We start from the raw sequence: 26,222 nt of genomic DNA, 5'->3' as shown, positions 1-26,222 counted from the left end.
GGCAGGAATAGGCCCCTTGCGACTGTGGGTCGCAGGGGTTGCGACCAGCGCAACCCCATACTGCATACCCTGGCACGGCACCGTTGTGGGGCATGGCAGGTGGGCGCCGGATCGGCTCACCCGGTATTGCGCAAACCGGCGGCAATACCGGCCACGGTCACCAGCAGCGCCTGCTCCAATGGGCTGTCCAGCACCGCTTCACGGCCTCGGGTGCGCGCCAACAGTTCGGCTTGCAGGCGGTGCAACGGGTCGAGGTAGGTGTTGCGCAGGCGGATGAACTCCAAGGTCTCCGGACTGTGGGCCAGTAGCACCGGTTGCCCCGTCAGGCCCAACACCACCTGGCACGACTGCGACAATAGGTCGCGCAGGTGAGCCCCCAAAGGCAGCAGGTGCGGTTGCACCAGACGTTGGTCGTAGGCTTCGGCGATCTGCGCGTCGGCCTTGGCCAACACCATTTCCAGCATGTCGATGCGCGTGCGGAAGAACGGCCATTGCTCGCGCATCTGCCCCAACAGCTCGCCTTGCCCACGCGCCAACGCATTGCTCAGCGCAGTCTCCCAACCGAGCCAGGCCGGCAACATCAGCCGCGTCTGGGTCCAGCCGAAAATCCACGGAATCGCGCGCAGGCTCTCGATGCCGCCGGCACGGCGCTTGGCTGGGCGGCTGCCCAGCGGTAGGCGACCCAGTTCCTGCTCGGGCGTCGATTGGCGGAAGTATTCGACGAAGTCGGCATGTTCGCGCACCACACCGCGGTAGGCCGCTACACCGTCGGCCGCCAGCTGGTCCATCGCCTCGCGCCAGGCCGGCTGCGGCAAGGGTGGCGGCAGCAGGGTCGCTTCCAGCACGGCGGCTAGGTAGAGGTTGAGGTTCTGCTCGGCGATGCCCGGCAGGCCGAACTTGAAGCGGATCATCTCGCCTTGTTCGGTGGTGCGGAAACGTCCAGCCACCGAGCCTGGCGGCTGCGACAGGATCGCCGCATGCGCCGGACCGCCGCCGCGCCCTACCGTGCCACCGCGGCCATGGAACAGAAGCAGCTCCACGCCATGCGCCTCGCAGATCTGCACCAGACTTTCCTGGGCCCGGTACTGCGCCCAGGCTGCGGCCGTGGTGCCGGCGTCCTTGGCCGAATCCGAATAACCGATCATTACTTCCTGGGGGCCTTGCAGACCGGCGCGGTAGCCCGGCAATTGCAGCAGCTGTTCGATCACCGGCCCGGCGTGGTCGAGGTCGGCCAGGGTCTCGAACAGTGGCACCACACGCATGGCGCGGGTCAGCCCGGCCTCCTTGAGCAGCAGTTGCACGGCCAGCACATCGGACGCTGCGCCGGCCATGGAGATGACGTACGAGCCGAGCGACGCCGCCGGTGCCGCCGCCACCTCACGACAGGTCGCGAGTACCTCGGCGGTGTCGTCCTCGGCGCGCAAATGCGCCGGCAGCAACGGCCGCGGGTTGGCCAGCTCGGTTTGCAGAAACGCCACGCGCTGCGCCTCGTCCCACTCCGCGTAGTCGCCCACGCCCAGGTAACGGGTGATTTCGGCCAGGGCGTCGCGGTGCCGCGCGGCGTCCTGGCGCACGTCCAGGCGTACCAGGAACAGGCCGAAGGTCACCGCACGGCGCAGGCAGTCGAGCAATGGGCCGTCGGCGATCACGCCCATGCCACAGGCGTGCAGCGAGTCGTGGCACAGACGCAGTGGCGCGATCAGGTCGTGGTTGTCGACCAGCACGTCGGCGCTTGCGGCCTGCGGGCCGCCCAACGACGCCTGAGCCCAGGCGCGGGTAGCGCGCAGGCGTTCGCGCAGCTGTTTGAGCAAGGCGCGGTACGGCTCGCGACTGTCGCCGACCTGCTCGCGCAGCGCGGCACTGGCGGCCTGCATGGACAGCTCCGCAGCCAGGGCATCGATATCGCGCAGAAAGAGATCGGCGGCCATCCAGCGCGCCAGCAACAGCACCTCGCGGGTGACCGGCGCGGTGACGTTGGGGTTGCCGTCGCGGTCGCCGCCCATCCACGAGGCGAAACGAATGGGTGCGGCGTCCAGCGGCAAGCGTTGGCCGGTGGCCGCGAGCAGCGCCTGATCGACCTGGCGCAAGTGATCGGGGATGGCCTGCCACAGCGAATGTTCGATGACGGCGAAGCCCCATTTGGCCTCGTCCACCGGGGTGGGGCGGCTGCGGCGGATCTCTTCGGTGTGCCAGGCCTCGGCGATCAGCCGTTGCAGGCGCGTGCGCACCGTTTGGCGCTCGGCGTCGGTCAGGTCGCGGTGGTCCTGCGCGGCCAATTGCGCGGCGATGGCGTCGTATTTCTGGATCAGCGTGCGGCGCGCCACTTCGGTGGGATGCGCGGTGAGCACCAGTTCGATGTCCAGCCCGCCCAACTGCGTGGCCAGGGCCTGTGGCTCATGGCCGGCAATCTTGAGCCGTTCGAGCAGTTCGGGCAGCACGCGCGACTCGAAGGGTACCGGCTGGTCGTCGCCACGGCGGTGGATCAGCTGGTACTGCTCGGCGATGTTGGCGAGGTTGAGGAACTGGTTGAATGCCCGGGCGACCGGCAACAGCTCGTCGTCCTCGAGCGAGTCGAGCGTAGCGCTCAGTTGCTGGTCGGCGCCGCCGCGGTCGGCCTTGGCGCTGTGGCGGATGGCTTCGATCTTGCGTAGAAAATCGTCGCCGTGCTGCTGGCGAATCGTTTCACCCAACAGCTCTCCCAACACGTGGACATCTTCACGCAGGCGCACATCGATATCGGTCATCGGCCTTTCTCCGGTCCTGGAAACAGCTCGTGACCAAGAGTGCCCACGCAGGCCGCGCCAAAGCAAGCGCAACTAACCGGTGCCGGCGCCTCTCTGAAACAGAGTCATGCCCAAACCTCGGAGGTGATCATGAAAATCCGCGAATTGGCCCAGCATTGGGAAAACACTGCCAAGGGCGCCCTGAGCCCGACCGGCCATGTCCTGCACTTGGACCCGGAATCCGAGGCGCGCCTGGCCGCGCTGGTGGAGATGTACCCGAAACGTACGGCCCAGGAGCTGCTGGGCGAGTTGGTCGGCGCGGCGCTGGAAGAGTTGGAAGCGAGCTTTCCTTATGTCAAAGGCACGCAGGTGATCGCCACGGACGAAGAAGGCGACCCGTTGTATGAAGACATTGGCGCCACGCCACGTTTTCTGGCACTGGCGCGCGAGCATTTGCGCCGACCTGAAGAGCCTGACCCCACATCAGCGCGATAGTGACTGCAGAGTCGAAGGAGAGCGGAGAGCGGAGAGCGGAGAGCGGACGGTGCTGGTTTGCAGAAAGCTTGGGAAGCCTCGTACGGGCCGCTTTGCGACCGATCGGGGCACCCAATCAACCGCCGCTACCACGAATCCTCGCTGTAGCAAGTTCAGCCGCAGATCTGCATGTTCCTGTAGGAGCGGCCGGTTCGGCGCTCCGATCAGCCGCGATGGCCTGCGCAGCAGGCCTAATAGCCAAGGCTATTTAGCTTCAGGGGCTCAGCGGTGCCTGGGACGGGGCGGCGTTGCCGCCCATCGCGGCTGAAGCCGCTTGTGTCTTCAAAGCAGCTAAATTCGAAGGTGAGAGGAGTGAGCGGCAGCTGTAACGCCGGGGTGCCCTGGAGCACGTGTAGGAGCCAAGCTGTCGCCCACTCTTCTCACTCTGGCCTTAAGCTCGAACAGTTGACTGAGTCCGACCTCGAACAACAAGCGGGAGCTAAGCCAGAGTGATCTCTCACTTCTGAGCCTAGAGAATTTATTCATGTCTGCCTATGCCGGAATCGATGTTTCTAAAGCGACGTTGCAGATTGCCCTGCATCCCCAAGCCGATGATCTCTCTGTAGCCAACACGCCTGAAGGGCTGGCGAGTGCCATGGATTACTTCAAAGCGCACGACGTCCATCGCGTGCTTGTGGAAGCCACAGGCGGTTATGAGAAGTTGGCGGTGAGGTTGCTGGCGGGTGCTGGCTTCAAAGTTCAGCGCGTCAATCCTGTACGTGCCCGCTCGTATGCGCTTTCAATGAACAAGCGCGCCAAGACTGACAAAATCGATGCTCGTATCCTGGCACGGTTCGCTGCCAACCTTGACGAAGAGCCCTGCTGCCAGCCCGACGCAGACCGCGAGGAGTTGACCCAGCTGGTCAATCAGCGCGAAAGCCTGGTCCAGCAACGCGACGACAATCGACGCCGGATCAAACAGGCCGACTCGGCGTTCGTGCAGCAGACCTACAAGACGCTTGAGGTGCAGCTGCAGATGCTGATCAAGTCCTGCAATAAACAGATCGCTCAGCAGACGCAAAAGATAAATGCTCAACTGCTGGAGCAATTGAAAGTGATCAAAGGGATAGGTCCCGTCACGATTGCCAGCCTGTTCTGTTACTTGCCCGAATTAGGCGATCTGAACCGCAAACAGGTAGGTGCCTTGGTCGGAGTTGCGCCTTACAACAACGACAGTGGCACCAAGAGTGGTAAGCGCAGCATTTACGGCGGCAGGGCGAAATTACGACGGGCAGCGTACATGAGCGTACTGGTGATGGTGCGCCATAACCCGGACTTCAAAGCGCGCTATGAACGACTGTGTAACCGTGGCAAAGCAAAGAAGGTAGCGTTGGTGGCGTGCATGAGAGTCTTGTTGGTGAGGCTCAACGCAATGGTCAGGGATGGTACGCCGTGGCGAGATCAGCCTGTGTGACGGCGCCTGTTCAGGGCGTTTTCAAGATGAAAACGCCTGGAACATGACCGCTGATCGGTGGCAGGTGAAAGACAGTTGGCTCCTACAGTTGGGGCAGTTCGGGAGTTCGGGAGTTCGGGCGCTTGGCAGAGCCTTTTTTACGCGGGTTAGTTCCATGAAAAATGCCTGACCAATCAGTCAGCTAAAAAGATCGTTAGCGCACGAATTTATCGGAACTATTCAAAAAACGGCCCGGTCACACCCAGTAGCCATCACGGCAGAACCCTGTAAACACGGGCGTTGCGGCGCTCGATACGACCAGGGAAACAGCGATAGATCCGTCGGACATCGTCGTTATCAGGAGTGACCAATGGAGTTGACCACCATGAAGACCCGCATCGCAAAATCCTCTTCCTTCAACGTGCGCGGGCTCAAGCTGGCAGCACTGGCCCTGGGCAGCAGCCTGGTACTGGCCGGTTGCGCTGGCAAGCCCCCGACCGAGCAGTATGCCGTGACCCAGTCGGCGGTGAACTCTGCGGTCAGCGCTGGCGGCACCGAGTTCGCGGCAGTGGAAATGAAAGCTGCCCAGGACAAGTTCAAGAAAGCCGAAATCGCCATGCACGACAAGAAGTACGAAGACGCCAAGGTCCTCGCCGAGCAGGCCGAATGGGATGCCCGCGTAGCCGAGCGTAAGGCTCAGGCCGCCAAGGCCCAGAAAGCCGTACAGGACGCTCGCCAAGGGGTCCAGGACGTACGTGAAGAAGGCCTGCGCGCCGCTGAATAAGCGCTGCCCTACCCTCTCCAGACTTCGTTAACGATCAAAGGAAGAACACAATGCGCAAACACGTCATGATCCCTGCCCTTCTGGCCCTGAGCGTCGGTCTTGCAGCTTGCTCGCACGATCCGAACCCCAATCTGGAATCGGCCCGCACCAACTTCTCGTCCCTGCAGAGCGATCCGCAGTCGAGCAAAGTCGCCGCCTTGGAAACCAAGGACGCGCAAGACTTCCTGAACAAGGCCGACAAAGCCTACATGGACCGCGAAGACGAAAAGAAAGTCGACCAGTTGGCCTACCTGACCAACCAGCGCGTCGAAGTCGCCAAGCAGACCATCGCCCTGCGCACCGCCGAAGGCGAGTTGAAGGGTGCTGCTGCCGAGCGCGCCAAGGCCCGTCTGGACGCCCGTGACGCGCAGATCAAGAAACTGCAGAACGAGCTGAACGCCAAGCAGACCGACCGTGGCACCCTGGTGACCTTCGGTGACGTGCTGTTCGACTTCAACAAAGCCCAGCTCAAGCCTAGCGCCCTGCCGAACATCACCAAACTGGCTCAGTTCCTGTCCGAGAACCCAGAGCGCAAAGTGATCGTCGAAGGCTATACCGACAGCGTCGGCTCGCAGAGCTACAACCTGTCGCTGTCCGACCGCCGTGCCGGCGCCGTCAGCACTGCCCTGGTTCGCGCCGGTGTCGATCCATCGCGCATCGTTTCGCAAGGCTACGGCAAGGAATACCCGATCGCCGATAACTCCAGCAACTCGGGCCGTGCCCAGAACCGTCGCGTGGAAGTCACCATTTCCAACGACAACCAGCCAGTGAAAGCGCGCTCCACCATGCGCTAAGCCTTGTGGCTGGACGTGAAAACCTCGCTTTTATGGCTTAATGGTATTCATGTGATCGCTTAGGGCCGCCCTGCGGCCCATCGCGGCTGAAGCCGCTCCTACAGAGGGATCTATATTCTGTAGGAGCGGCTTCAGCCGCGATGGGCCGCAGGGCGGCCCTAGTCGCTTAACTGAATGGCACCATGCTGTCCATGGCGGGTTTTTTTATGCCTGCGATACACGAGCGGATATGCCAAAGCGCCGCCAGATCAGGGCTGCGCAGGCGCTACCGTACAGCGCACCGCCCTCTTGCGGTTGTCCACCAGCACCCCGGTCAAGCCCTTCTGCTGGGTGTCGAACAGTACCAGCACACCGTCGATGCACTGCGCCACCTGATCGGCCGGTGGCAGCGAGACTTTGTAGTCCTCGCCAGGCAGGGTCTTGAGCATGGTGTAGTCCTGCAACAACAAGGCGTCTTCGGGCTTGGCGAAATGCAGGTAGCCGTAGTACCACAGCGCGCCCACCGTCACGAAGATGCTGCCGATCCCGGTGAGGATCAGTGGGATGGCGTTGCGTTCTTCACTCATTGCGGGCTCTTGGGCTCTGGATAACTGGGCACTTCGGCAAGGCGCCGCAGCCCGTTGAAACGATGGGGGTCGTCGAGGAAGCGCAGCATCACCTCACGCCAGTTGGGGTCGGCGAAGGTCTGCACATGACCGCCACGGGTCAGTTGCAGCACCCGTGGTGGCGGCGCGTGCTGGTACAGGCGGATGCCGTTGTCCAGCGGCACGAGGTTGTCGTCGATGCTGTGGAAGAACAGCTTGGGCGGGCTGTCGAGCCGCTCGATGGAACGGATCGCGCTGTCGCCGTCGGGTACCAGCCAGGCCAGCGGCACTTGCAACGGCCAGGTCAGCCAGGAGGTGCCGAGCGCGTAGCGGCCGACGTCGCGGTAGCTGGCCGGAACGCCGTCGAACACCAGTGCGCTGAAGCGCTGGCGCTGCTCGGGATGGGCCGCCAGGTAATGGATGGCCATGGCACCGCCCAGGCTCTGCCCCAGCAGATAGCGCGGCTTGCCTTGCACCTCGGGCGCACGGTCAAGCCAGTCCAGCGCTGCGGCGATGTCCTGATAGACCGCCGGCAGGCTCGGGGTGCCCTGCGACAGGCCATAACCCCGATAGTCGATCATCAGCACCTGATAGCCTTGCTCGGGCAGCCAGTAGCTACCGCCCAGGTGCCCGGCCAGGTTGCCGCCGTTGCCATGCAAGTGCAGCACCGTGCCCTTGACCGCCAGCCCGGCCTTGGCCGGCAACCACCAGGCATGCAGGCGCACGCCGTCGGCGGTGGTCAGGGTCAGGTCGCGCCAGGCGATCTTGGCACGCTCCGGGGTGAAGGGCTGACCGGGTTCGGGGTAGAACAGCAGGCTGCTGCACCCGCCGACCAGCAACAGGGTCGAGGCCAGGGCCAGGGTGCGCAGGCGCTCAGAGAATGTTCGCGTAGTCGGCTTCAATGCGGTCGAGGCTCAGGTGGTTGAGGAAGTTGGAGAAGCACATCCAGGCCGCCAGCGCATTGATGTCGCGGAACTGCTCGGGCAGGTATTTGGGTGGCTCCACCAGGCCCTCTTCGACCAGTTGGCGCAAGGTGCGCATGTCTTCGAGGGTGGTCTTGCCGCAGAACAGCAAGGGAATCTGTTCGAGCTTGCCCTTCTTCACGGCCAACTGAATGTAGTTGTAAACCATGATGAAGCCCTTGAGGTAGGACAGGTCTTTGGTGAACGGCAGGCCGTTGGGCACCGACCCGCGGAACACGCGGCTGGCGTTGCTGTAGCTCTGGCCCAGGTCGAAGCCCTGCTCGCGGAAGAAGGCATACACCTGCATGAAGTCGGCGCCCTGCTCGACCATGTGGATGGCACGGGTGCGGTTGGCCAGCTTGCGCAGGCGGCTGGGGTAGGAAGCGAAGGCGATCACTTCCATGAGGATCGCCAGGCCCTCCTGGGTCACGGTCGACGAGGGCGGGCCCTTGGCCAGGAAAGTGCAGATCGGCTGGTTCAGACCGTTCAGGGTAGTGCCCACGTGCACCAGCCCTTCGTGCACCTCCAGGGCGCGCACATCGCGGCTGTTGAACAGCGCGTCGGCGCGCACCTTGATGTAGTCGGCACCGGCGGCGGCGTCGGCGACGATGCCGTCGGACTCGAACACACGGATGGTGCTTTCCGCCTCGCCGAACACCTTGTTCAGACGCCGCTGGAGGATCTCCACCGCTTCCTTGGCGGTGAGGTTCTTGGGCTCGTCCTTCAGATCGCCGCGGCCGTCGATGTTGTCCAGGTAGTCGGACAGCATCAGGCCCAGGTCGGCCAGGGTCGGGTCGCCGGCATGGAAGGCGTCGGAGGCGGCGCCGTACAGCTCCTGGGAAATCAGGCCGAAATCCTCGGTGCCGCGCGCTTCGAGCATGCGCACCACCATGCGGTACTCCTTGCACATGCGCCGCATGATCTGCCCGACCGGGTTGAACTGACCCAGGCGCCGGGTGATGTCGCGCTCGATGCTCTGGAACTCGGCCTTGACCGCATTCGAGTCGAAGCCCAGCGGCCGGTTCTGGTAATAGGCGCGGTCCACCGCAGGCGGCACCGTACCGTTGTGCTCGATGAACGCTTGCTTGATGCCCTCGTCCCACTTCACTGCGTCGAGCACGCGAATCGGCGTCTGCGCCGCGACGATGCGGTCGGACAGCGCACGGATGGTCTGTTGGTACTCGTCCACGACGGACTCCTTAAAGGCGAACGCTCAAGGGTGGACGCGCTGGAAGCGTGCGGCTTCCACGAACACGTCGGAATTGGCCGGATCGTCCAGGTAGGACACCACTTGCGCCGCTGGGCTGTCGATGTGCAGGGCTGCGCCGATCTCGTCGTCATCGCCCGGCGCGCGGCTGCGCCCGCTCAACGCATGCTGCTCGACCGCCTGGCGCAGTTGTTCGGGATCGAGGCTGTAGAGCAGCAGTTGCTGCTCTTGGTTCAGCTCGAAGCCGCCGATGACGAAGCCCTGCCCTGCCGCTTGGGCGGCCGCACCCGAGACGTACCAGCGGTTGCCATGCTGCGTCACGCTGAAACGGTAGGTCTGCGCCGGCTTGCCCTTGGCCCGCGCCACGGCCTGGTAGGCACCGCCCTTGGTTTGGCTGATGGCCAAGGTCAGCGGCTCGCGCCAGGCGTCCTTGCTGCGCCATTGCCCGAGCAGGGCCTTGGGCGCGGCCTGGGCGCCGGGCAATGGGTGTTCGAAGGTGTCCAGGCAGCCGCCCAACAGCAGCAGCGACATCGCCAACAGCACGGGCCAGGGTTTCATCGGGCTCTCCTTGAAAGGGTCGGTGGCGCTCAACCCGCCGCCAGCACCAGGTGCAGGAAACGGCTGAGGATGGCGAGCATCTGCGCTTCGCTCTGGGTGTCGGTCCGTTCGAGCAGCCCCCGATATTCCATCTGCTCGATGATGGCCGTCAACATCAGCGCGTCCTGCTCCGGCTGGGGCGAGCCGATCACCTGCAGCAACTGGCGCGCGCCGTGCAGCAGGATCTGCTCGTGCGCCCTGACCAGTTCGGCCAGACGCGGGCACAACAGCGCCTCCTGGCGGAAGGCCTGTTCGGCGACCAGGTAATCACGGCGGCCTTGCAACTGGCGCATCACGTAATCGACCGCCATGCGCGCCACCTCGTCGGCCAGCTGGGCGCGTGCCGCCGCGCCGCCATCGCCACGGGCGATCATCTCGCGCAAGAGGATTTCGGTGCTGGCCCAACGGGTGGCCATGTAGTCGGCGCTGCGCGCGACGTACTGGGCGAAGGTGTCGGTCAGCAGGTCCTCGATGTCTTTGAAGTAATAGGTGGTGGCCGACAGCGGCACCTGCGCCTCGGCAGCCACGGCACGGTGGCGCACGCCACGCACGCCATCGCGCACGACGATGCGCATGGCTGCGTCGAGAATCTGCTGACGGCGCTGTTCGCTGCCGTGGCGCACGGTCTTGCGCCCTTGGTACTGCACGCTTTCGGCAACCGCGCTGGCGATGCCGGCGGCGCCTGGGTGGGGCATGGCGGGGGTCATTGGCAATCTCCTGTAACGGCGACCGGCACGCATACGGCATACACAGGCAATAAAAAGCCGCCTCGAAAGGCGGCTGGTCGATCAAGCCTGCGGGCGCATGTGCGGGAACAGGATGACGTCGCGGATCGACGGGGAGTTGGTCAGCAGCATGACCAGACGGTCGATGCCGATGCCCTCGCCCGCCGTCGGCGGCATGCCGTACTCCAGTGCACGCACGAAGTCGGCGTCGAAGTGCATGGCTTCGTCGTCGCCGGCGTCTTTCTCGGCCACCTGGGCCAGGAAGCGTTCGGCCTGGTCTTCGGCATCGTTGAGCTCGGAGTAGGCGTTGGCGATTTCGCGGCCGCCGATGAACAGCTCGAAACGGTCGGTGACTGCCGGGTTGTCGTCGTTGCGGCGCGCCAGAGGCGAGACCTCGAACGGGTACTCGGTGATGAAGTGCGGCTGCTCCAGCTTGTGCTCGACCAGCTCTTCGAAAATCATCACCTGCAGCTTGCCCAGGCCTTCGTGGCCGAGCACCTTGGCACCGGCCTCCTTGGCGATCGCGCGGGCGCGCTCGACGTCCTGCAGGTCGGCGGCGGTGAGGTCCGGGTTGTACTTGAGGATCGAGTCGAACACCGACAGGCGCACGAACGGCTCACCGAAGTGGAACACCTTGTCGCCGTACGGCACGTCGGTGCTGCCCAGCACCTTCTGCGCCAACTCGCGGAACAGCTCCTCGGTGAGGTCCATGTTGTCGCGGTAGTCGGCGTAGGCCTGGTAGAACTCGAGCATGGTGAACTCGGGGTTGTGCCGGGTCGAGACACCTTCGTTGCGGAAGTTGCGGTTGATCTCGAAGACCTTCTCGAAACCGCCGACCACCAGGCGCTTGAGGTACAGCTCCGGCGCGATGCGCAGGAACATGGCCATGTCCAGGGCATTGTGGTGGGTTTCGAACGGCTTGGCTGCGGCGCCCCCGGGAATGGTCTGCAGCATCGGCGTCTCGACCTCGAGGAAGTCGCGCTCGATGAGGAACTGACGGATGTGCGAGATCACCTGCGAGCGCACGCGGAAGGTATGGCGGGTGTCTTCGTTGACCATCAGGTCGACGTAGCGCTGGCGGTAGCGCTGCTCGGTGTCGGTCAGGCCGTGGTGCTTGTCCGGCAGCGGGCGCAGGGATTTGGTCAGCAGGCGCACGTCGGTCATCTCGACGTACAGGTCGCCCTTGCCGGAACGGGCCAGGGTGCCTTCGGCGCTGATGATGTCGCCCAGGTCCCAGGTCTTCACGGCGGCCAGGGTTTCGGCCGGCAGGGTCTTGCGGTTGACGTAGACCTGGATGCGCCCGGTCATGTCCTGGATGACCATGAACGAGCCACGGTTGAGCATGATGCGACCGGCGACCTTGACCGGAATCGCTGCGGCTTCCAAGGCTTCCTTGGTCTGGTCGGCGTACTGCTTCTGCAGGTCGTCGCAGTAGCTGTCGCGGCGGAAGTCGTTGGGGAAGGCCTGGCCCTTGGCGCGTTCGGCCGCCAGCTTTTCCTTGCGCAGGGCGATGAGGGCGTTTTCTTCCTGTTGCAGGTCTTGGGCTTCGGTCTTGAGGTCGCTCATTTCGTCATTCTTTCCATCAGGTGTTCGTGGCCCTCGCGGGTGAGGGATCGCCGGGTCGCCGGACCGCCGGACCGCCGCACGGCGGCGCCGGCCTGGGACTGGAGGCTTACAGGCCCTGCTTGAGGCTGGCTTCCAGATACTGGTCGATGTCGCCGTCCAGCACCTTGTTGCAGTCGCTGCGTTCGACGCCGGTACGCAGGTCCTTGATGCGCGAGTCGTCCAGCACGTACGAACGGATCTGGTGGCCCCAGCCGATGTCCGATTTGCTGTCTTCCAGCGCCTGGGACGCGGCGTTGCGCTTCTGCATTTCCAGCTCGTACAACTTGGCCCGCAGCATCTTCATGGCGGTGTCCTTGTTGGCGTGCTGGGAGCGTTCGTTCTGGCAAGCCACCACGGTGTTGGTCGGCACGTGGGTGATGCGCACCGCCGAGTCGGTGGTGTTGACGTGCTGGCCGCCGGCACCGGAGGAGCGGTAGGTGTCGATGCGCAGGTCCGACGGGTTGATGTCGATCTCGACCTTGTCGTCGATCTCCGGGGACACGAACACCGCCGAGAACGAGGTATGGCGACGGGCGCCGGAGTCGAACGGGCTCTTGCGCACCAGACGGTGCACGCCGATCTCGGTGCGCAGCCAACCGAAGGCGTACTCGCCCTTGATGTGCACGGTGGCGCCCTTGATGCCGGCGACTTCGCCTTCGGACAGTTCGATGATGGTGGCGTCGAAGCCGCGCTTGTCGGCCCAGCGCAGGTACATGCGCAGCAGGATGTTGGCCCAGTCCTGGGCTTCGGTGCCGCCGGAGCCGGCCTGGATGTCGACGTAGGCGTTGTTCATGTCCATCTCGCCGCTGAACATGCGGCGGAACTCGAGCTTGGCCAGTTCGGTTTCCAGACCGTCCAGCTCGGCGACCACATCGGCGACCGCACTTTCGTCGTCTTCCTCGACGGCCATGTCGAGCAGGTCCTTGCAGTCGGCCAGGCCGCCGGACATCTTGTCCAGGGTCTCGACCACCTGCATCAGCATGGCGCGCTCACGGCCCAGGGCCTGGGCGTATTCGGGCTTGTTCCAGACGTTGGGGTCTTCCAGCTCGCGATTGACTTCGATCAGGCGGTCATGCTTGTGATCGTAGTCAAAGATACCCCCGAATCGACTGGGACCGCTCGGTGAGGTCCTTGATGGTATTGAGGATCGGTTGGATTTCCATGGTCGGCGGGCTCTCGTGCGGGATTCGGTGAAAAGCCGGAGAGTATAAACGACTCTGCCGGTCGGCGGCAGGCCATCCGACACAGCGCCTCATCGGTCCAGGCCGCGTCTCAGGCCACCACGACGCGATTGCGGCCCTCGGCCTTGGCCTGGTAGAGACCCTTGTCCGCCGCCGAGATCAATTGCCGGCACTGGCTGCCGATCTCCGGCGTCTGGGTGGCCAGGCCGATGCTCACGGTCAGGCGCGAGTCGGGTTGCGGGCGGGTGTGGGCGATGTCCAGCGCCAGCACGGTCTGGCGCAGTTTCTCGGCCACCAGGCGCGCGCCGCCGGGCGAGGTGTTGGGCAGCACCAGGACGAACTCTTCGCCACCGTAGCGGGCCGGCAGATCGCTGGGCCGCGAGCAGGAGCGGCGGATGGCGTCGGCCACTTGGCGCAGCGCCTCGTCACCGGCCAAGTGGCCGAAGGTGTCGTTGAAGGCCTTGAAGTAGTCGACGTCGATCATCAACAGGGACAACTGCTGCTGTTCGCGCATGGCACGGCGCCATTCCAGCTCCAGGTACTCGTCGAAGTGGCGGCGGTTCGACAACGCGGTCAGCCCGTCGGAGTTCATCAGGCGCTGCAGCATCAGGTTGGTGTCGAGCAGTTGCTGCTGGCTTACGCGCAGGGCGCGGTAGGCCTCGTCGCGTTGCAGCAAGGTCATGTAGGAACGCGAGTGGTAGCGGATGCGCGCCACCAGCTCGATGGTGTCGGGCAGCTTGACCAGGTAGTCGTTGGCGCCGGCGGCGAAGGCCGCGCTTTTCACCAGCGGGTCTTCCTTGGTCGACAGGACGATGATCGGAATGTCCTGGGTGGCCGGGTTGTTGCGGTATTCGCGCACCAGGGTCAGGCCGTCGAGGCCCGGCATGATCAGGTCTTGCAGGATCACCGTGGGCTTGATGCGGATGGCCTGGGCCACCGCCTGGTGCGGGTCGGCGCAGAAATGGAAGTCGATGTTGTCTTGCTGGGCCAGCCCGCGGCGTACCGCCTCGCCGATCATGGCCTGATCGTCGACCAGCAGCACCATCGCCGAATTTTCGTCGGCCCCGTTGAAGCCCTCGAGCTGTAACTCACTCATGCCTGTTCACCTGGCCTGTACCGATGTCACGGCACGACTCAACTATCGTCATTTCGAAAAGATTTCCGTCAAGCGCCCGGCGATGCGTTCCAACGGGCGGATTTCCACGGCGGCACCGATCGCCGCCGCAGCTTTGGGCATGCCATACACGGCGCTGCTCTGCTGGTCCTGGGCCAGGGTCAGGAAACCGTGCTCGCGCATCAGTTTCAGCCCTTGGGCACCGTCACGGCCCATGCCGGTGAGCAGCACCCCGACCGCATCGCCGCTCCAGTAGCGCGCCACACTTTCAAAGAACACGTCGATCGAAGGCCGGTAGATTTCGTTGACCGGCTCGGGCGTGTAGGCCAACGTGCCGTTCTGCAACAGCCGCAGGTGGTGGTTGGTGCCGGCCAGCAGCACCTGCCCCGGCTGCGGCGTTTCGCCCTCCTTGGCCAGGCGCACCGGCAAGCCCGAGGCCCCGGCCAGCCAGTCGGCCATACCGCTGGCGAACACCTGGTCGACGTGCTGGACCAACACGATCGCCGCCGGAAAATGCTTCGGCAGCCCCTTGAGCAACACCTCCAGCGCAGCCGGCCCACCGGCTGACGAGCCGATCGCCACCAAGGTGCGGCGTTGCGTGTCCTGACGCGGTGCCGTGGTCACTGCGCGCGCGCTGGCGGGCTTTTGCTGACCGATCAGCCAACTGATGTTGAGGATCTTGCGCAGCAGAGGCGCCGCCGCTTCGCGCGGGTCACCTGCCCCCAACGCCGGCGTATCGACCACGTCCAGCGCGCCATGGCCCATGGCTTCGAACACACGGTGCACGTTCTGCTTGCGGTCCACGGTGACGATGACGATGGCGCAAGGGGTCTGCGCCATGATCAGCCGCGTGGCTTCGACCCCGTCCATGACCGGCATGATCAGGTCCATCAACAGCAGATCCGGCGTGTCTTCCAGACAACGCGCGACGGCCTCGGCGCCAGTGCTGGCCACCCACACCACCTGGTGCGCGGGCTCCAGCGCGATGGCCCGGCGCAGGGCCTCCACGGCCATGGGCATGTCGTTGACGATGGCGATCTTCATCCCTGGGCTTCTCCAATGAGCTCGACCACCGCATCCAGCAGTGCATCATCATGGAAGCTGGCTTTGGCGAGATAGTAGTCGGCACCAGCGTCCAGCCCGCGGCGACGGTCTTCTTCGCGGTCCTTGTACGACACCACCATCACGGGCAACGACTGCAACCGATTGTCGCGCCGCACCAGGGTCACCAGTTCGATACCGTCCATGCGCGGCATGTCGATGTCGGTGATCAGCAGATCGAAATCGTCACTGCGCAGTGCGTTCCAGCCATCCATGCCGTCCACCGCCACGGCCACCTCATAGCCGCGGTTGCCGAGCAGCTTGCGTTGCAGCTCGCGCACGGTCAGCGAGTCGTCGACCACCAGCACGCGCTTGCGCGCCAGGCCCGGCCCTTGCGCGCCGCGCTCGATGCGCTCCAGGCGCCCGGTGGCGAGCAGCTTTTCCACCGACCGCAAGAGGTCCTCGACGTCGATGATCAGCACCACCGAGCCATCGTCGAGCAGGGCGCCGGAAGAAATGTCCTGGACCTTGCCCAGGCGCGGGTCGAGCGGCATCACCACCAGCACCCGCTCGCCGACCAGGCGCTCGACGGCCACGCCGTACAACTGGTCGTGCTCGCGGATCACCACCACCCGCAGGCTGCTGCGCTCGTCCTGAGCCGCCGGCCGGTTGAGCAACTGGCTGGCCGCGACCAGGCCGATGTGGCGGTCTTCGTGCCAGAAATGCTGACGGCCTTCGATCTGCACGATGGCCTCGGCCGGTACGTCGAGGGTGCGCTCGATGTGTGCCAGCGGGAAGGCATAGGCTTCGCCGCCGACCTCCACCACCAGGCTGCGCACCACCGACAGCGTCAACGGCACCTCGATGTGGAAGCGACAGCCCTGCCCCGGCGTGTGGGTCAGGGCGATGGCGCCGCGCAGGTTGCGCACCATGTGCTGCACCGCATCCAGGCCGACGCCGCGGCCCGACACCTCGGTGACCTGATCACGCAGGCTGAAGCCGGGCAGGAACAGGAAGCTGAGCAACTCCTCCTCGCTCATCTGCGCCACGGTCTCGGCCGGCGACAGGGCGCGGGCGACGATGCTGCGGCGCAGACGCTCCAGGTCGATGCCGGCGCCGTCGTCGGTCAGTTCCAGCACCAGCAGACCGGCCTGATGCGAGGCGCGCAGGCGGATCTCCCCGGCTTCGGGCTTGCCAGCGCGCAGGCGCTGTTCGGGCGCTTCGATGCCGTGGTCGACCGCGTTGCGCAACAGATGGGTCAGGGGCGCATCGAGCTTTTCCAGTACGTCGCGATCGACTTGGGTCTTCTCGCCATCGATCTGCAAGCTCACCTGCTTGCCCAGCGAACGGCCCAGATCGCGGACCATGCGGCTCTGGCCGGTGAGCACGTCGGCGAACGGGCGCATGCGGCAGGCCAGCGCGGTGTCGTAGAGCAATTGCGCGCGCTGGCTGGCCTGCCAGCCGAACTCGTCGAGGTCGGCGGCCTGCTGGGCGAGAATCTGCTGGGTCTCGACCAGCATGCGCTGGGTCTGCGCCAGCGCCTCGAGCACCTCGGGGCTTTGCCCGCCCCCTTCGAGCTGCGCCTTGAGCCCGTCGAGGGCACGCAGCCCTTGGCCGTGCATGCGTTTGAGGCGCTGCAGGGTGGCCAGGTAAGGCTTGAGCCGCTGGGTTTCCACCAGCGACTTGCTCGACAGGTCGAGCAGGCTGTTGAGCCGATCGGCGGTGACCCGCAACACGCGCTCGCCGCTCTCCCCGGCAGCGCGCCGCGGTGCCGGCTCGACACTGGGATCGGCCGGCGCAAGCGCAGGTTCGGCCACGCTAGGGGTGGACGTGGGCGTGGGCAACGTAGGCGCAGGGGTCTGCATGGGCGGCGGCAGATGTCGGCCAGCAGCGGCCTGGGCCGTCGGCTCGAGCAGGCTGGCCATCTGGCCGAGGAACGGCGCCACAGCCGTCGCCGCCGCCGTGTCGCCTGGGGTGGCGATACGCATCAGCAGATCGGTGCCCTGCAACAAGGCATCGATGTGCTCGGGACGCAGCAGCAGGCGCCCTTCCTGCGCCGCCACCAGGCAGTCCTCCATCACGTGGGCGACGCTGACCCCGGCATCGATGCCGACGATCCGCGCCGCCCCCTTGAGCGAGTGTGCCGCACGCATGCAGGCTTCCAGCTGGTCGGCCTGGGTCGGGCTGCGCTCCAGGGCCATCAGGCCGGCGCTGAGCACTTGGGTCTGCGCCTCGGCTTCCAGGCCGAACAGTTCGAGCAACGAGGCATCGCGCATTTGCTCGGGGGTCATGACAGGCTCCGGTTGACGGCCGACAACAACTGACGCTCGTCGAGGATGCGTACGCTACGGCCCCGCCACTGCAGTACGGCCAAAGTGAATTCGGCGCCGTTGCGATCGCTGTGCAGACGCGTCGGATCGAGCCGGTGGATACCGTCCACCTCATCGACCGGCAACACCACCGGTCCACCTTCGGCCGAGAGGATGAGCATGCGCGGCAGGCTGCGTGTGGCGCGCTCCACGGCAGGCACAGGCGCCAGTCCCAGTAGCTGGGCGAGCGACAGGCACGGCACCAGTGCGCCACGTACGTTGACCACGCCTTGCAAGGCCCGCGCACGCTGATGCGGTAAGGCATGCACGCGTTGGGTCGGGGCGATTTCGGCCAGGCACGCGGTGGCCAGCGCCATCCACTCCTCGCCCAGGCGCAGCAGGAGCATCGAACGGCCGCTGTCTTCTTCCACGGGGGCCGGCGGCTCGACCTGCTCGTCGGCCATCAGCGCATAGCGATCGAGCAAGCGCGTGGCCGCCTCGGCGTAGACTTCGCAGTTGCGGCAGTGGATGTGCCGGGCGAGCAGCGGACACTGCTTGTCGCCCTGCACGCCGATACGGTTCCAGCAGTCGTCGATGAGCTGGTCGGTCTGGGCCACTAGGTTCAAGGCATCGATCTCGCTCATCCGTCAGCCCTCCGGCCGGCGCGCGCGGCACGCTCTTGCAAGCGCCGCGCGCCGCTGTGGTCGCCTTGGGCCGCGAGCAGTGCGGCCAGGTGCATCAGCGCCTCGGCGTGCTGCGGCTCCAGGTACAGCGCCTTGCGGTAATGGGCCAGGGCCTGCGAGGTGTCGGCCTCGGTATCGCTGAGCAGGCCCAGCCAGTAATAGACCTGGGCCTTGGGTGCGAACTGGCGCAGGTACTGTTCGCAACTGGCACGGGCCTGGCGGCTGTCACCGCTATTGGCCTGCGCTGCGATTTGCGCCAGCAGGGTAGCCTCGCTCTGGGTCGGGGGGATCGTCGTTGGCGGGTTCGGATCGGCCAAGCGCGGCGCGGCCGCGACCGGCGGCCGGGCTAGATGAGGTCGGGTCGCGTCGGACCGGGTCGCGTCAGACCGGGTCGCGTCAGACCGGGTCGTATCGGACCGAGTCGTATCGGACCGAGCGGACCGCGGACGTGGCGTCTGTTGCGGTAATGGCGCCTGCCCGAGCAGGGTGCGCGATATCAGACCTGGCGCCACGCTGGGGGCTTGCTCACGCACATAGGCGAAGGACTGGGCGATGCCCACCGGACGCATGCCCAGACGCGCCAGCAGGCTGCCTTCGGCCGGGCCGATGAACAGCACGCCGCTGGGTGTCATCAGGCGCTTGAGCACCTCGAACACGCGCTGCTGGGTGGGCAGGTCGAAATAGATCAGCAGGTTGCGGCAGAAGACGAAATCGTACAGCCCCTCGCGCGCCAGCAGCGCCGGATCGAGGACATTGCCCACTTGCAGGGTCACCTGACGCCGTACCCGCTCGTGCAACTGCTGGCCGCCTTCGCGCTCATCGAAATGGCGGGCCTTGAAGGCCTGTTCGCCGCCGCGGAACGAATTGCGCCCGTACAGCGCTTGCTCGGCCTTGGTGATGGACAACGGGCTGATGTCGAGCGCATCGATGCTGAAACTGTCCGCCGCCAGGCCGCCGTCGAACAGGGCCATGGCGATGGAATACGGCTCCTCGCCGGTCGAGCACGGCAGGCTGAGCAGCCGCAGCGGCCGTTCCCGGCCCGGCTCGGCCAAGCGTTTGCGGGCCAGGCTCAGCAGCGCCGCGAAGGATTCGGCATAGCGGAAGAACCAGGTCTCGGGGACGATCACCGCCTCGATCAGCGCCTGTTGCTCGCCAGCCGATTGCTGCAGGTGCAGCCAATAGTCGTCGAGATCCTCGGCTTGCACCGCCACGCAGCGCTGCTGCAAGGCCCGCTCGATCATGGCGGCGCCGACCGAGTCGACGTCCAGGCCGATGCGCTGTTGCAGGAAACGGAAGAAGCGCGTGTCGTTCATCGCCGGCCCTCGGCGCCGAGGCGCGGAAACAGCAACTGGCGTACGGCGTCGGTCAGCAGATCGTTGACCTGGATGCGCTGCACCAAGCCACGGCCGTCCTGGCGCACCGGCCCCAGGTAGCTGGCGTCGGGGTTGTCCAAGCCGTACGGCTGGAACTCGTCGGGGTGGCAGCGCAGGGTGTCGCTGGCCTGTTCGAGGATCAGGCCCAGTTGCAGGTCGCGGCCATCGCCCGGCCGGTAATGCACGCGCACCAGGCGCGTGCTGGTGCGCTGCTGCGAGGGCGTGGCGAAGGTCAGTTGCGCCAGGTCGATCACCGGCACCAGCACGCCGCGATGGGCGAACACCCCGGCCACCCAGGCCGGGGCCTGGGCGATGGGCTTGAGCGGGCGATGGTGCAGGACCTCGATCACCTCGCGCACGTCCAGGGCGAAGCGCTCGGCATTGAGCCGAAACAGCAGGTACAGGTTGCCCTTGCCGGCGCGCGCAGGCGCCACGCGATCATGCGAGTCGGTCATGGCGGCTCAGACTTTGAACCGCGAGACGCCACCGCGCAGGCCGGCGGCGACCTGGCTCAGCTCGTCGATGGCAAAGCTCGCCTGGCGCAGCGATTCCACGGTCTGCGTGCTCGCGTCGCTGAGCTGGGCCAGCGCCTGGTTGATCTGTTCGGCGCCGGTGGCCTGGGCCTGCATGCCCTCGTTGACCATCAGCACGCGCGGCGCCAGGGCCTGCACCTGCTGGATGATCTGCGTCAGTTGCTCGCCGACCTGGGTGACTTCGAACATGCCGCGGCGCACCTCTTCGGAGAACTTGTCCATGCCCATGACCCCGGCCGACACCGCCGACTGGATCTCGCGCACCATCTGTTCGATGTCGTAGGTGGCCACGGCGGTCTGGTCGGCCAGGCGCCGCACTTCGGTGGCGACCACGGCGAAACCGCGCCCGTACTCGCCGGCCTTCTCGGCTTCGATGGCAGCGTTGAGCGACAGCAGGTTGGTCTGGTCGGCGACCTTGACGATGGTCACCACCACCTGATTGATGTTGCCCGCCTTCTCGTTGAGGATGCCCAGCTTGGCGTTGACCAGCTCGGCCGCGCCCATCACCTGGTGCATGGTGTCTTCCATGCGCGCCACGCCCTGCTGCCCGGCGCCTGCCAGGCTCGAAGCCTGGTCGGCGGCGTTGGTCACTTCGCTCATGGTGCGGACCAGGTCGCGCGAGGTGGCGGCGATCTCCCGCGAGGTGGCGCCGATCTCGGTGGTGGTGGCTGCGGTTTCGGTGGCGGTGGCCTGCTGCTGCTTGGAGGTAGCGGCGATCTCGGTCACCGAGGTGGTCACCTGCACCGAAGAGCGCTGGGCCTGGGCCACCAGGTTGGCCAGGGATTCGGCCATCTCGTTGAAGCCGGTTTCGATGGCGCCGAACTCGTCGCGCCGCGCCAGGTTCAGGCGCATGCTCAGATCTCCCGAGCGCAGACGGTCGAGGGCCTGGACGATCTTGTGCATGGGGTCGAAGATCGCGCGCATCAGCAATAGCCCGCAGATGCCGGCGGCCATGATCGCCAGCACCAGCGACACGCTCATGCTGAACTTGGCCGTGGCCACGGCATCGACGATGTCGCGCGAGGCGTCGTTGGCGCGGTCGCGGTTGCGCTCGATGACTTCGTTGAGGTGCTTGCGCCCTTCGGCCCAGGCTGGGGTGAGCACCTCGATGATCAGCCGCTCGGCCTCGGCGTAGTTCTGTTGACGGTAGGTCTGCAACACCTGATCGATCAGCTCGACGTAACGCTGCTGCATGACCACGAAGGCATCGAAGCTGGCGCGGTCTTCGGGCGTGCGGATGGTCTGCTGGTAGCTGGCCATCGATTGTTGCAAGCGCTGCTCGAAGCTCTTGAACATCTCCACGTCGGCCGTGGTGATTTCACGATGGCGCGACAACCCGACCAACTGCTGGCTGCTGACGTAGCTGTCGACCCAGGCGCTGCGGATCATCGAGCTGTAGTACACGCCCGGAATGCTGTCGGAGCCCACCGCCTCCTCACTGGTTTCGATGGCCATCAGGCGCGAGTAGGCGGCCACGATCATCAACAGCATGATGGCGATGATCACGGCGAAACTCGCCAGAATCCGTTGGCGCATGGTCCAGTTCTTCACGTTCAGCCCTCGGCGACATTCTAGGAGCGGGAAAAATCGCCAGAGTATAGCCCAGCCTTCCTACACGTTTGCGGGATAGTTCTTACGACTTGGACGCCTTATTCCTTACGAAATCAGGCCCAGCCATGATGAACAGCGGCGTGCGCGGCAAGAACTTGATGGGCCGATCAAGATAAACCACTGTGGCAGGTAGCCAGTATCCTGCGCGCTGGCGTGCCGATATCGCAGCCGACACTTGGGCCGTACCTTGAGGGACGGTAGAGCCGCTCTGGGTGGAGCGGCCGTGAAGCCAAACGGCGGATTCGCCAACGGACGCGGCATGCGGGCGGCACAGCCGTACTCGCCGCCACCCGCTTGCAGCCTCAGAACGGGTTGACCCAATACCTCGGCCGCTCCCCGGCCAATGCCTCGAGCAGGTTCTCCACCGCGCAGCGGGCCATGGCTTCGCGCGTTTCGTGGGTCGCCGAGCCGATGTGCGGCGTCGCCACCACGTTGCTCAAGCGCAACAGCGGCGAGTCGGCCGGCAGTGGTTCCTGCTCGAAGACATCCAACCCCGCGCCGCCAATGCGCCCGTCGCGCAGGGCCTGGATCAGCGCCGCTTCGTCGACCACACGCCCGCGGGCGATGTTCACCAGGATCGCCTCGGGCTTCATCAGCGCCAATTCCCGGGCGCCGATCAGGCCTTCGGTGCTGGCGCTCAAGGGTACGGTCAGGCAGACGAAGTCGGCTTCGCCCAGCAAGGCGTCGAGGCTGCGGTAGCGTGCCCCGTGGCGTGCCTCGGCGTCGGGCTTGCGCTGGTTGCTGTGGTACAGCACGCGCATGCCGAAGCCGGCGGCGGCTCGCCGCGCCAGGGCGTCGCCGATGCGGCCCATGCCGACGATGCCGAGGGTCTTGCCCTGCACGTCGGTGCCGAAATGCGCCGGCCCCAGACTCTTGTGCCAGTGGCCGTCGCGCACCCAGTTGGCCAGCTCGACGACCCGCCGCGCGCTGGCCAGGAGCAGCGCGAAACCCGTGTCGGCGGTGGTTTCGGTGAGCACGTCCGGGGTGTGGGTGAGCATCACCCTGCGCCGCGTCAGGTCGGGGATGTCGTAGTTGTCCACGCCCACCGAGATGCTCGACACCACCTCCAGGTCTGGCGCCAGGTCCAGCAAATCATTGCCCAACGGCAGGCTGGCGCCGAGCAGGCCATGGGCGCCGGGCAAGGCATCGCGCAGGCGGGCCAGCCCATCGCTGGCAGTGAGGTCCACCTGGGTGACGTCGACATGCTGCTCCAGACGCTCGAGCAGCGAGGGGGACAGGGCTTTGTACACGACGATACGTTTGTTCATGTCAGCTCCTAATGACTGGTCGCCAGCGGTACCGCGCCCAGGGCGTCGCGCCTGGCGCCATGCGGCGGTTTGAAGGCGGCGGTCAGCGCCACGGCGAGCAGCAGCGCCCCAGCCATGAACAGGTACGAACTGCCCGGCCCGCCGGTGATGCCGTTGAGGTAGCCCACCAGCCACGACCCGCCGAACGAGCCCAGCGCGCCCATGCTGTTGATCAGGGCCATGGCGCCGCCGGCGACGTTGCTCGGCAGGATTTCCGGCACGATGGCGAAGAACGGACCATAAGGCGCATACATGCATGCGCCCGCGATGACCAACAAAGCGTAAGACAGCCAGAAATGCTCGCTGCCCAGCGCGTAGGAGCCATAGAAGGCTACGGCCGCGATCAGCAGCGGCGGCCAGACGAAACGCTTGCGCACTTGCAGCCGGTCCGAGGCCCAGGACACACCGACCATCGCCAGCACGGCCGCGAGGTACGGCACCGAGGCCAGCCAGCCGGCCTCGACGATGTCGACCTGGGCGGCCTGCTTGAGGATCGACGGCAGCCACAGCACGAAGCCGTACACCCCGATGCTCCAGCAGCAGTATTGCAGCGAGAGGATGATCACCTGGGGCGAGCGAAAGGCCTCGCGGTAGTTCTTCACCGGTTTCAATCCTTGCTGCTCGTCGGCCAACGCCTGGGCCAGGCGGGCTTTGTCTTCCTCGCCGAGCCATTTCGCCTGGGCCGGCCGGTCGTCCACCAGACGCCACCAGACGAAGGCCCAGAGCACCGCCGGCAAGCCTTCGATGATGAACATCCAGCGCCAGTCCAGGTGTTTGATCAGGTAGCCGGAGACCACCGACATCCAGAGGATGGTCACCGGGTTGCCGAGCATCAGGAAGGTGTTGGCCCGCGAGCGCTCGGCGCGGGTGAACCAGTGGCACAGGTACACCAGCATCGCCGGCATCACCACCGCCTCCACCACGCCGAGCAGGAAGCGGATGGCGATCAGCAGGTAGACGTTGCTGACCATCCCGGTGAGGGTCGCCAGGCCGCCCCACAGGATCAGACTGGCGAAGATCAGCTTCTTCACGCTGCCCTTCTGCGCGTAAAGCGCACCGGGCACCTGGAAGAAGAAGTAGCCCAGAAAGAACAGCGCCCCCAGCAGCGAGGACAGCGCCGGGGTGATCTGCAGGTCGTCGGCCATGCCCGAGGCCGCAGCGAAGCCATAGTTGGCGCGGTCCAGGTAAGCCAAGCTGTAGGTGATGAAGACGATGGGAATCAGGTACCACCAGCGCCGCGGGGCGAGTTTGTTCGAGTGCATGGGATTGCTCCTGAGCGAATTGTTGTTGTCTCAGCAGGCCGGCGGACCGGCGATGTTCATCAGGCGCTGGCGCGCAGCTCATGGGCGGCCAGTTCGTTGCGCAGCGGCAGGCCCTCCATGTCGCCCAGGCTTTGTACGGCGCGGCTGCCACACCAGTTGCCGCGGGCCACGGCCAGCGCCAGTGGCAGGCCGTCGAGCAGCGCACTGATCACGCCCACGGCGAAGGCATCGCCGGCTCCGACGGTGTCGATGACCTTGGCCACTTGCACTGGGGCGACCAGCCCTTCGCCGGCCGCGTCGCGGTAGTAGGCACCCTGCTCACCCAGCTTGATCGCCACGCGCTGCACACCCTGGTCGAGGTAGAACGCGGCGATGTCGGCGGGCGTGGTCCAACCCGTCAGCACGCGGCCTTCCTCGAGACCCGGCAGCACCCAATGCGCCTTGATCGCCAGGGCGTTGATCTCACGGATCATGGTCCGGCGGTCCGGCCACAGGGACGGCCGCAGGTTGGGGTCGAAGGAAACGCTCGCGCCCGCTGCGCGCATACGCTCGATCAGCGCATGGGACAACTGCCGGCAACGCTCGGACAAGGCCGGAACGATGCCGGTGGCGTGCAAGTGCCGCGCCTGGGGCAAGGCCACGCCCAGATCCTCGACCGACAATTTGCTCGCCGCCGATCCGGCGCGAAAGTATTCGACCGCCGGATCGCCACCGTCGTCGCGACGGGCCTTGAGCTGGAAGCCGGTGGGATGGCATGGATCGACCGCCACCTGGCTGCAGTCCAGGCCTTCGCGGCGCAGGCTGGCGAGCACGAAGCGGCCCAGCGCATCGTCGCCCACCCGGCTGAGCCAGCGCACCCGCCAGCCCAGCCGCGCGAGGCCGATCGCCACGTTGCTGTCGGCGCCGGCGATACGCCGAGCGAAAGTCTCCACTTGGTCCAGATCGCCCGTTTGCTGAGCCACGAACATCGCCATGGTTTCGCCGAAACACAGCACGTCATGCTCAAGCATGGCTCACCTCCGGGTGGGTGCCGAGCCTCGCCAGGGCGCTGGCATGCAGATGGGTCACGGCGGTGAGGTCGGCGCCGACCAGAGGATATTCTACGGCCCGCGGCACCCTTGCCGGGAAGTGCGCGAACAAGCGCTGCCAGTCCGCCAGTTCGTTTGGCTGCGGTGGTACGGCGACCAGGCGGCCATCGGGGTTGCGCGCCACTGCCTTGCAGTGCACATAGCGCACCCAACCCCCCAGATGGCGCGCCGCGTGCGCTGCCGATTCGCCCTGCCATTGCCAGTTGCCGATATCGAACGTCATGCCCACTGGCAGCGCGGCCTGTTGCGCGCGCTGGAAGAAGCTCAGCAGCCCCTCGAGCCGACCACCGTGCGCGGTCTGGTCGTTTTCCACCAGCAGCAGCGGGCCGCCTGGCTTGAGCCAAGGGCCCAGGTCAGCCAGGTCGCACTCGGCGCGGAAATGCCCGAGCGACACCTTGAGCGCGACGGCACCCAAGGCTCGGGCCGTGGCCAGCGCCTGCGGCAACTGCGGGTCGGGTCGGCCATGGCGCGTCCACAACTCCAGAGGCGCCGAGTACAGGCATTCCAGGCCCCGACTGGCGATCGCGGCCTGGAGCCGGGCAGTGTCGGGCGGTTCGGTGAACAACTCTTCGCGCAGCTCGATGCGGTCGACGCCAGCGTCGGCCAGTACGTCGATGAAAGCGACCTGGCCACGCTTGCGCACCTGCTCGGCACCGTAGCTGGAAAGGCTGATGGAAACAGGATTGGGCTGCATTGTTATTGTCCTCGTCTGCTTCGGATGAAACCGGTTTCATTTTTATCGCAGCGGCAGGCTGCGGTGAGTCTTTGCAATC

At 65.7% G+C, this 26,222-nt stretch carries 23 protein-coding genes; 4 read left to right on the top strand and 19 right to left on the bottom strand.

What is annotated here, in order from left to right; all coding sequences use genetic code 11:
* Window positions 1-116: 116 nt before the first annotated feature.
* A complete protein-coding gene (gene ppc / locus AA0Z93_RS13320; protein ID WP_413048509.1) occupies window positions 117-2,744 on the bottom strand; it encodes a phosphoenolpyruvate carboxylase in 2,628 nt (875 codons plus the stop codon).
* Between the two features lie 129 nt (window positions 2,745-2,873).
* Between ppc and AA0Z93_RS13315 the strand changes: the two genes are divergently transcribed.
* The 4 genes from AA0Z93_RS13315 (at window position 2,874) to AA0Z93_RS13300 (ending at window position 6,267) form a co-directional block, all read left to right on the top strand.
* Window positions 2,874-3,218 (top strand): pilin assembly protein, encoded by a 345-nt coding sequence (locus tag AA0Z93_RS13315; RefSeq protein ID WP_413048510.1) that lies wholly within the window; start codon window positions 2,874-2,876, stop codon window positions 3,216-3,218.
* 523 nt (window positions 3,219-3,741) lie between these two features.
* Window positions 3,742-4,671: an IS110 family transposase gene (locus AA0Z93_RS13310; RefSeq protein WP_413045967.1), complete on the top strand. Its 930-nt coding sequence runs from the start codon at window positions 3,742-3,744 to the stop codon at window positions 4,669-4,671.
* Between the two features lie 349 nt (window positions 4,672-5,020).
* Window positions 5,021-5,434, top strand: a complete 414-nt coding sequence (locus AA0Z93_RS13305; protein ID WP_296263407.1) for a DUF4398 domain-containing protein — start codon at window positions 5,021-5,023, stop codon at window positions 5,432-5,434.
* 50 nt (window positions 5,435-5,484) lie between these two features.
* Entirely contained in the window at window positions 5,485-6,267 is a 783-nt protein-coding gene (locus tag AA0Z93_RS13300; protein WP_413048511.1) for an OmpA family protein, read from the top strand.
* 248 nt (window positions 6,268-6,515) lie between these two features.
* Here AA0Z93_RS13300 and AA0Z93_RS13295 read toward each other — a convergent pair whose 3' ends face one another.
* The 18 genes from AA0Z93_RS13295 to AA0Z93_RS13210 form a co-directional block, all read right to left on the bottom strand.
* The gene (locus AA0Z93_RS13295; RefSeq protein ID WP_413048512.1) at window positions 6,516-6,833 is read right to left on the bottom strand and encodes a hypothetical protein; all 318 of its coding nucleotides are present in this window, start codon (window positions 6,831-6,833) and stop codon (window positions 6,516-6,518) included.
* A complete protein-coding gene (locus tag AA0Z93_RS13290; protein ID WP_413048513.1) occupies window positions 6,830-7,753 on the bottom strand; it encodes an alpha/beta hydrolase in 924 nt (307 codons plus the stop codon). The genes AA0Z93_RS13295 and AA0Z93_RS13290 overlap by 4 nt, the downstream gene beginning before the upstream one ends.
* Entirely contained in the window at window positions 7,725-9,002 is a 1,278-nt protein-coding gene (locus tag AA0Z93_RS13285) for a flavohemoglobin expression-modulating QEGLA motif protein (protein WP_413048514.1), read from the bottom strand. The genes AA0Z93_RS13290 and AA0Z93_RS13285 overlap by 29 nt, the downstream gene beginning before the upstream one ends.
* Window positions 9,003-9,026: 24 nt before the next feature.
* Window positions 9,027-9,578, bottom strand: a complete 552-nt coding sequence (locus tag AA0Z93_RS13280) for a hypothetical protein (RefSeq protein ID WP_413048515.1) — start codon at window positions 9,576-9,578, stop codon at window positions 9,027-9,029.
* 29 nt (window positions 9,579-9,607) lie between these two features.
* On the bottom strand, window positions 9,608-10,312 hold the full coding sequence (locus tag AA0Z93_RS13275; RefSeq protein WP_413049011.1) for a TetR/AcrR family transcriptional regulator: 705 nt from the start codon (window positions 10,310-10,312) through the stop codon (window positions 9,608-9,610).
* A gap of 93 nt (window positions 10,313-10,405) precedes the next feature.
* Entirely contained in the window at window positions 10,406-11,908 is a 1,503-nt protein-coding gene (gene lysS, locus AA0Z93_RS13270) for a lysine--tRNA ligase (protein WP_413048516.1), read from the bottom strand.
* A 106-nt stretch (window positions 11,909-12,014) separates the two neighbouring features.
* Window positions 12,015-13,110 (bottom strand): peptide chain release factor 2 gene (prfB, locus tag AA0Z93_RS13265; protein ID WP_413048517.1). Its coding sequence is split into 2 segments (ribosomal slippage): window positions 12,015-13,037 and window positions 13,039-13,110, totalling 1,095 coding nucleotides; the frame shifts between segments, so codons are not numbered across the junction.
* Window positions 13,111-13,219: 109 nt separating this feature from the next.
* Window positions 13,220-14,224, bottom strand: a complete 1,005-nt coding sequence (locus AA0Z93_RS13260; protein ID WP_413048518.1) for a diguanylate cyclase — start codon at window positions 14,222-14,224, stop codon at window positions 13,220-13,222.
* 48 nt (window positions 14,225-14,272) lie between these two features.
* On the bottom strand, window positions 14,273-15,286 hold the full coding sequence (locus tag AA0Z93_RS13255) for a chemotaxis response regulator protein-glutamate methylesterase (protein ID WP_413048519.1): 1,014 nt from the start codon (window positions 15,284-15,286) through the stop codon (window positions 14,273-14,275).
* Complete coding sequence (locus AA0Z93_RS13250) at window positions 15,283-17,574, bottom strand: hybrid sensor histidine kinase/response regulator (RefSeq protein WP_413048520.1); 2,292 nt, start codon at window positions 17,572-17,574, stop codon at window positions 15,283-15,285. Before AA0Z93_RS13250 ends, AA0Z93_RS13255 begins: the two co-directional genes overlap by 4 nt.
* Window positions 17,571-18,236 carry a chemotaxis protein CheW gene (locus AA0Z93_RS13245; RefSeq protein WP_413048521.1) on the bottom strand — a complete coding sequence of 222 codons (666 nt, stop codon included), beginning with the start codon at window positions 18,234-18,236 and terminating at the stop codon, window positions 17,571-17,573. The genes AA0Z93_RS13250 and AA0Z93_RS13245 overlap by 4 nt, the downstream gene beginning before the upstream one ends.
* On the bottom strand, window positions 18,233-19,588 hold the full coding sequence (locus tag AA0Z93_RS13240; protein ID WP_413048522.1) for a CheR family methyltransferase: 1,356 nt from the start codon (window positions 19,586-19,588) through the stop codon (window positions 18,233-18,235). The genes AA0Z93_RS13245 and AA0Z93_RS13240 overlap by 4 nt, the downstream gene beginning before the upstream one ends.
* On the bottom strand, window positions 19,585-20,103 hold the full coding sequence (locus AA0Z93_RS13235) for a chemotaxis protein CheW (RefSeq protein WP_413048523.1): 519 nt from the start codon (window positions 20,101-20,103) through the stop codon (window positions 19,585-19,587). The genes AA0Z93_RS13240 and AA0Z93_RS13235 overlap by 4 nt, the downstream gene beginning before the upstream one ends.
* Before the next feature lie 6 nt (window positions 20,104-20,109).
* Window positions 20,110-21,732 carry a methyl-accepting chemotaxis protein gene (locus AA0Z93_RS13230; RefSeq protein WP_413048524.1) on the bottom strand — a complete coding sequence of 541 codons (1,623 nt, stop codon included), beginning with the start codon at window positions 21,730-21,732 and terminating at the stop codon, window positions 20,110-20,112.
* Between the two features lie 362 nt (window positions 21,733-22,094).
* On the bottom strand, window positions 22,095-23,060 hold the full coding sequence (locus AA0Z93_RS13225; RefSeq protein ID WP_413048525.1) for a 2-hydroxyacid dehydrogenase: 966 nt from the start codon (window positions 23,058-23,060) through the stop codon (window positions 22,095-22,097).
* A gap of 8 nt (window positions 23,061-23,068) precedes the next feature.
* Entirely contained in the window at window positions 23,069-24,361 is a 1,293-nt protein-coding gene (locus AA0Z93_RS13220) for an MFS transporter (protein ID WP_413048526.1), read from the bottom strand.
* A gap of 59 nt (window positions 24,362-24,420) precedes the next feature.
* Window positions 24,421-25,371, bottom strand: a complete 951-nt coding sequence (locus AA0Z93_RS13215) for a sugar kinase (protein WP_413048527.1) — start codon at window positions 25,369-25,371, stop codon at window positions 24,421-24,423.
* Window positions 25,364-26,143: a sugar phosphate isomerase/epimerase family protein gene (locus AA0Z93_RS13210; protein ID WP_413048528.1), complete on the bottom strand. Its 780-nt coding sequence runs from the start codon at window positions 26,141-26,143 to the stop codon at window positions 25,364-25,366. The genes AA0Z93_RS13215 and AA0Z93_RS13210 overlap by 8 nt, the downstream gene beginning before the upstream one ends.
* Between the last annotated feature and the right edge of the window lie 79 nt (window positions 26,144-26,222).

This window comes from Pseudomonas phoenicis (assembly GCF_047302395.1).
Taxonomy (GTDB): domain Bacteria; phylum Pseudomonadota; class Gammaproteobacteria; order Pseudomonadales; family Pseudomonadaceae; genus Aquipseudomonas.
Note: the sequence above shows the minus strand (reverse complement) of the source record. Positions and strands in the feature narration are given on the sequence as shown.

Bases quoted from the DNA above. Each gene is read 5' to 3' on its own strand.
- AA0Z93_RS13255 (WP_413048519.1), bottom strand. From the start codon at position 15,286: ATGAAGATCGCCATCGTCAACGACATGCCCATGGCCGTGGAGGCCCTG.
- lysS (WP_413048516.1), bottom strand. From the start codon at position 11,908: ATGAGCGACCTCAAGACCGAAGCCCAAGACCTGCAACAGGAAGAAAAC.
- AA0Z93_RS13315 (WP_413048510.1), top strand. From the start codon at position 2,874: ATGAAAATCCGCGAATTGGCCCAGCATTGGGAAAACACTGCCAAGGGC.
- AA0Z93_RS13295 (WP_413048512.1), bottom strand. From the start codon at position 6,833: ATGAGTGAAGAACGCAACGCCATCCCACTGATCCTCACCGGGATCGGC.
- AA0Z93_RS13215 (WP_413048527.1), bottom strand. From the start codon at position 25,371: ATGCTTGAGCATGACGTGCTGTGTTTCGGCGAAACCATGGCGATGTTC.
- AA0Z93_RS13235 (WP_413048523.1), bottom strand. From the start codon at position 20,103: ATGACCGACTCGCATGATCGCGTGGCGCCTGCGCGCGCCGGCAAGGGC.
- AA0Z93_RS13305 (WP_296263407.1), top strand. From the start codon at position 5,021: ATGGAGTTGACCACCATGAAGACCCGCATCGCAAAATCCTCTTCCTTC.
- AA0Z93_RS13280 (WP_413048515.1), bottom strand. From the start codon at position 9,578: ATGAAACCCTGGCCCGTGCTGTTGGCGATGTCGCTGCTGCTGTTGGGC.
- AA0Z93_RS13275 (WP_413049011.1), bottom strand. From the start codon at position 10,312: ATGCCCCACCCAGGCGCCGCCGGCATCGCCAGCGCGGTTGCCGAAAGC.
- AA0Z93_RS13240 (WP_413048522.1), bottom strand. From the start codon at position 19,588: ATGAACGACACGCGCTTCTTCCGTTTCCTGCAACAGCGCATCGGCCTG.
- AA0Z93_RS13300 (WP_413048511.1), top strand. From the start codon at position 5,485: ATGCGCAAACACGTCATGATCCCTGCCCTTCTGGCCCTGAGCGTCGGT.
- AA0Z93_RS13225 (WP_413048525.1), bottom strand. From the start codon at position 23,060: ATGAACAAACGTATCGTCGTGTACAAAGCCCTGTCCCCCTCGCTGCTC.
- AA0Z93_RS13260 (WP_413048518.1), bottom strand. From the start codon at position 14,224: ATGAGTGAGTTACAGCTCGAGGGCTTCAACGGGGCCGACGAAAATTCG.
- AA0Z93_RS13310 (WP_413045967.1), top strand. From the start codon at position 3,742: ATGTCTGCCTATGCCGGAATCGATGTTTCTAAAGCGACGTTGCAGATT.
- AA0Z93_RS13210 (WP_413048528.1), bottom strand. From the start codon at position 26,143: ATGCAGCCCAATCCTGTTTCCATCAGCCTTTCCAGCTACGGTGCCGAG.
- AA0Z93_RS13250 (WP_413048520.1), bottom strand. From the start codon at position 17,574: ATGACCCCCGAGCAAATGCGCGATGCCTCGTTGCTCGAACTGTTCGGC.
- ppc (WP_413048509.1), bottom strand. From the start codon at position 2,744: ATGACCGATATCGATGTGCGCCTGCGTGAAGATGTCCACGTGTTGGGA.
- AA0Z93_RS13245 (WP_413048521.1), bottom strand. From the start codon at position 18,236: ATGAGCGAGATCGATGCCTTGAACCTAGTGGCCCAGACCGACCAGCTC.
- AA0Z93_RS13220 (WP_413048526.1), bottom strand. From the start codon at position 24,361: ATGCACTCGAACAAACTCGCCCCGCGGCGCTGGTGGTACCTGATTCCC.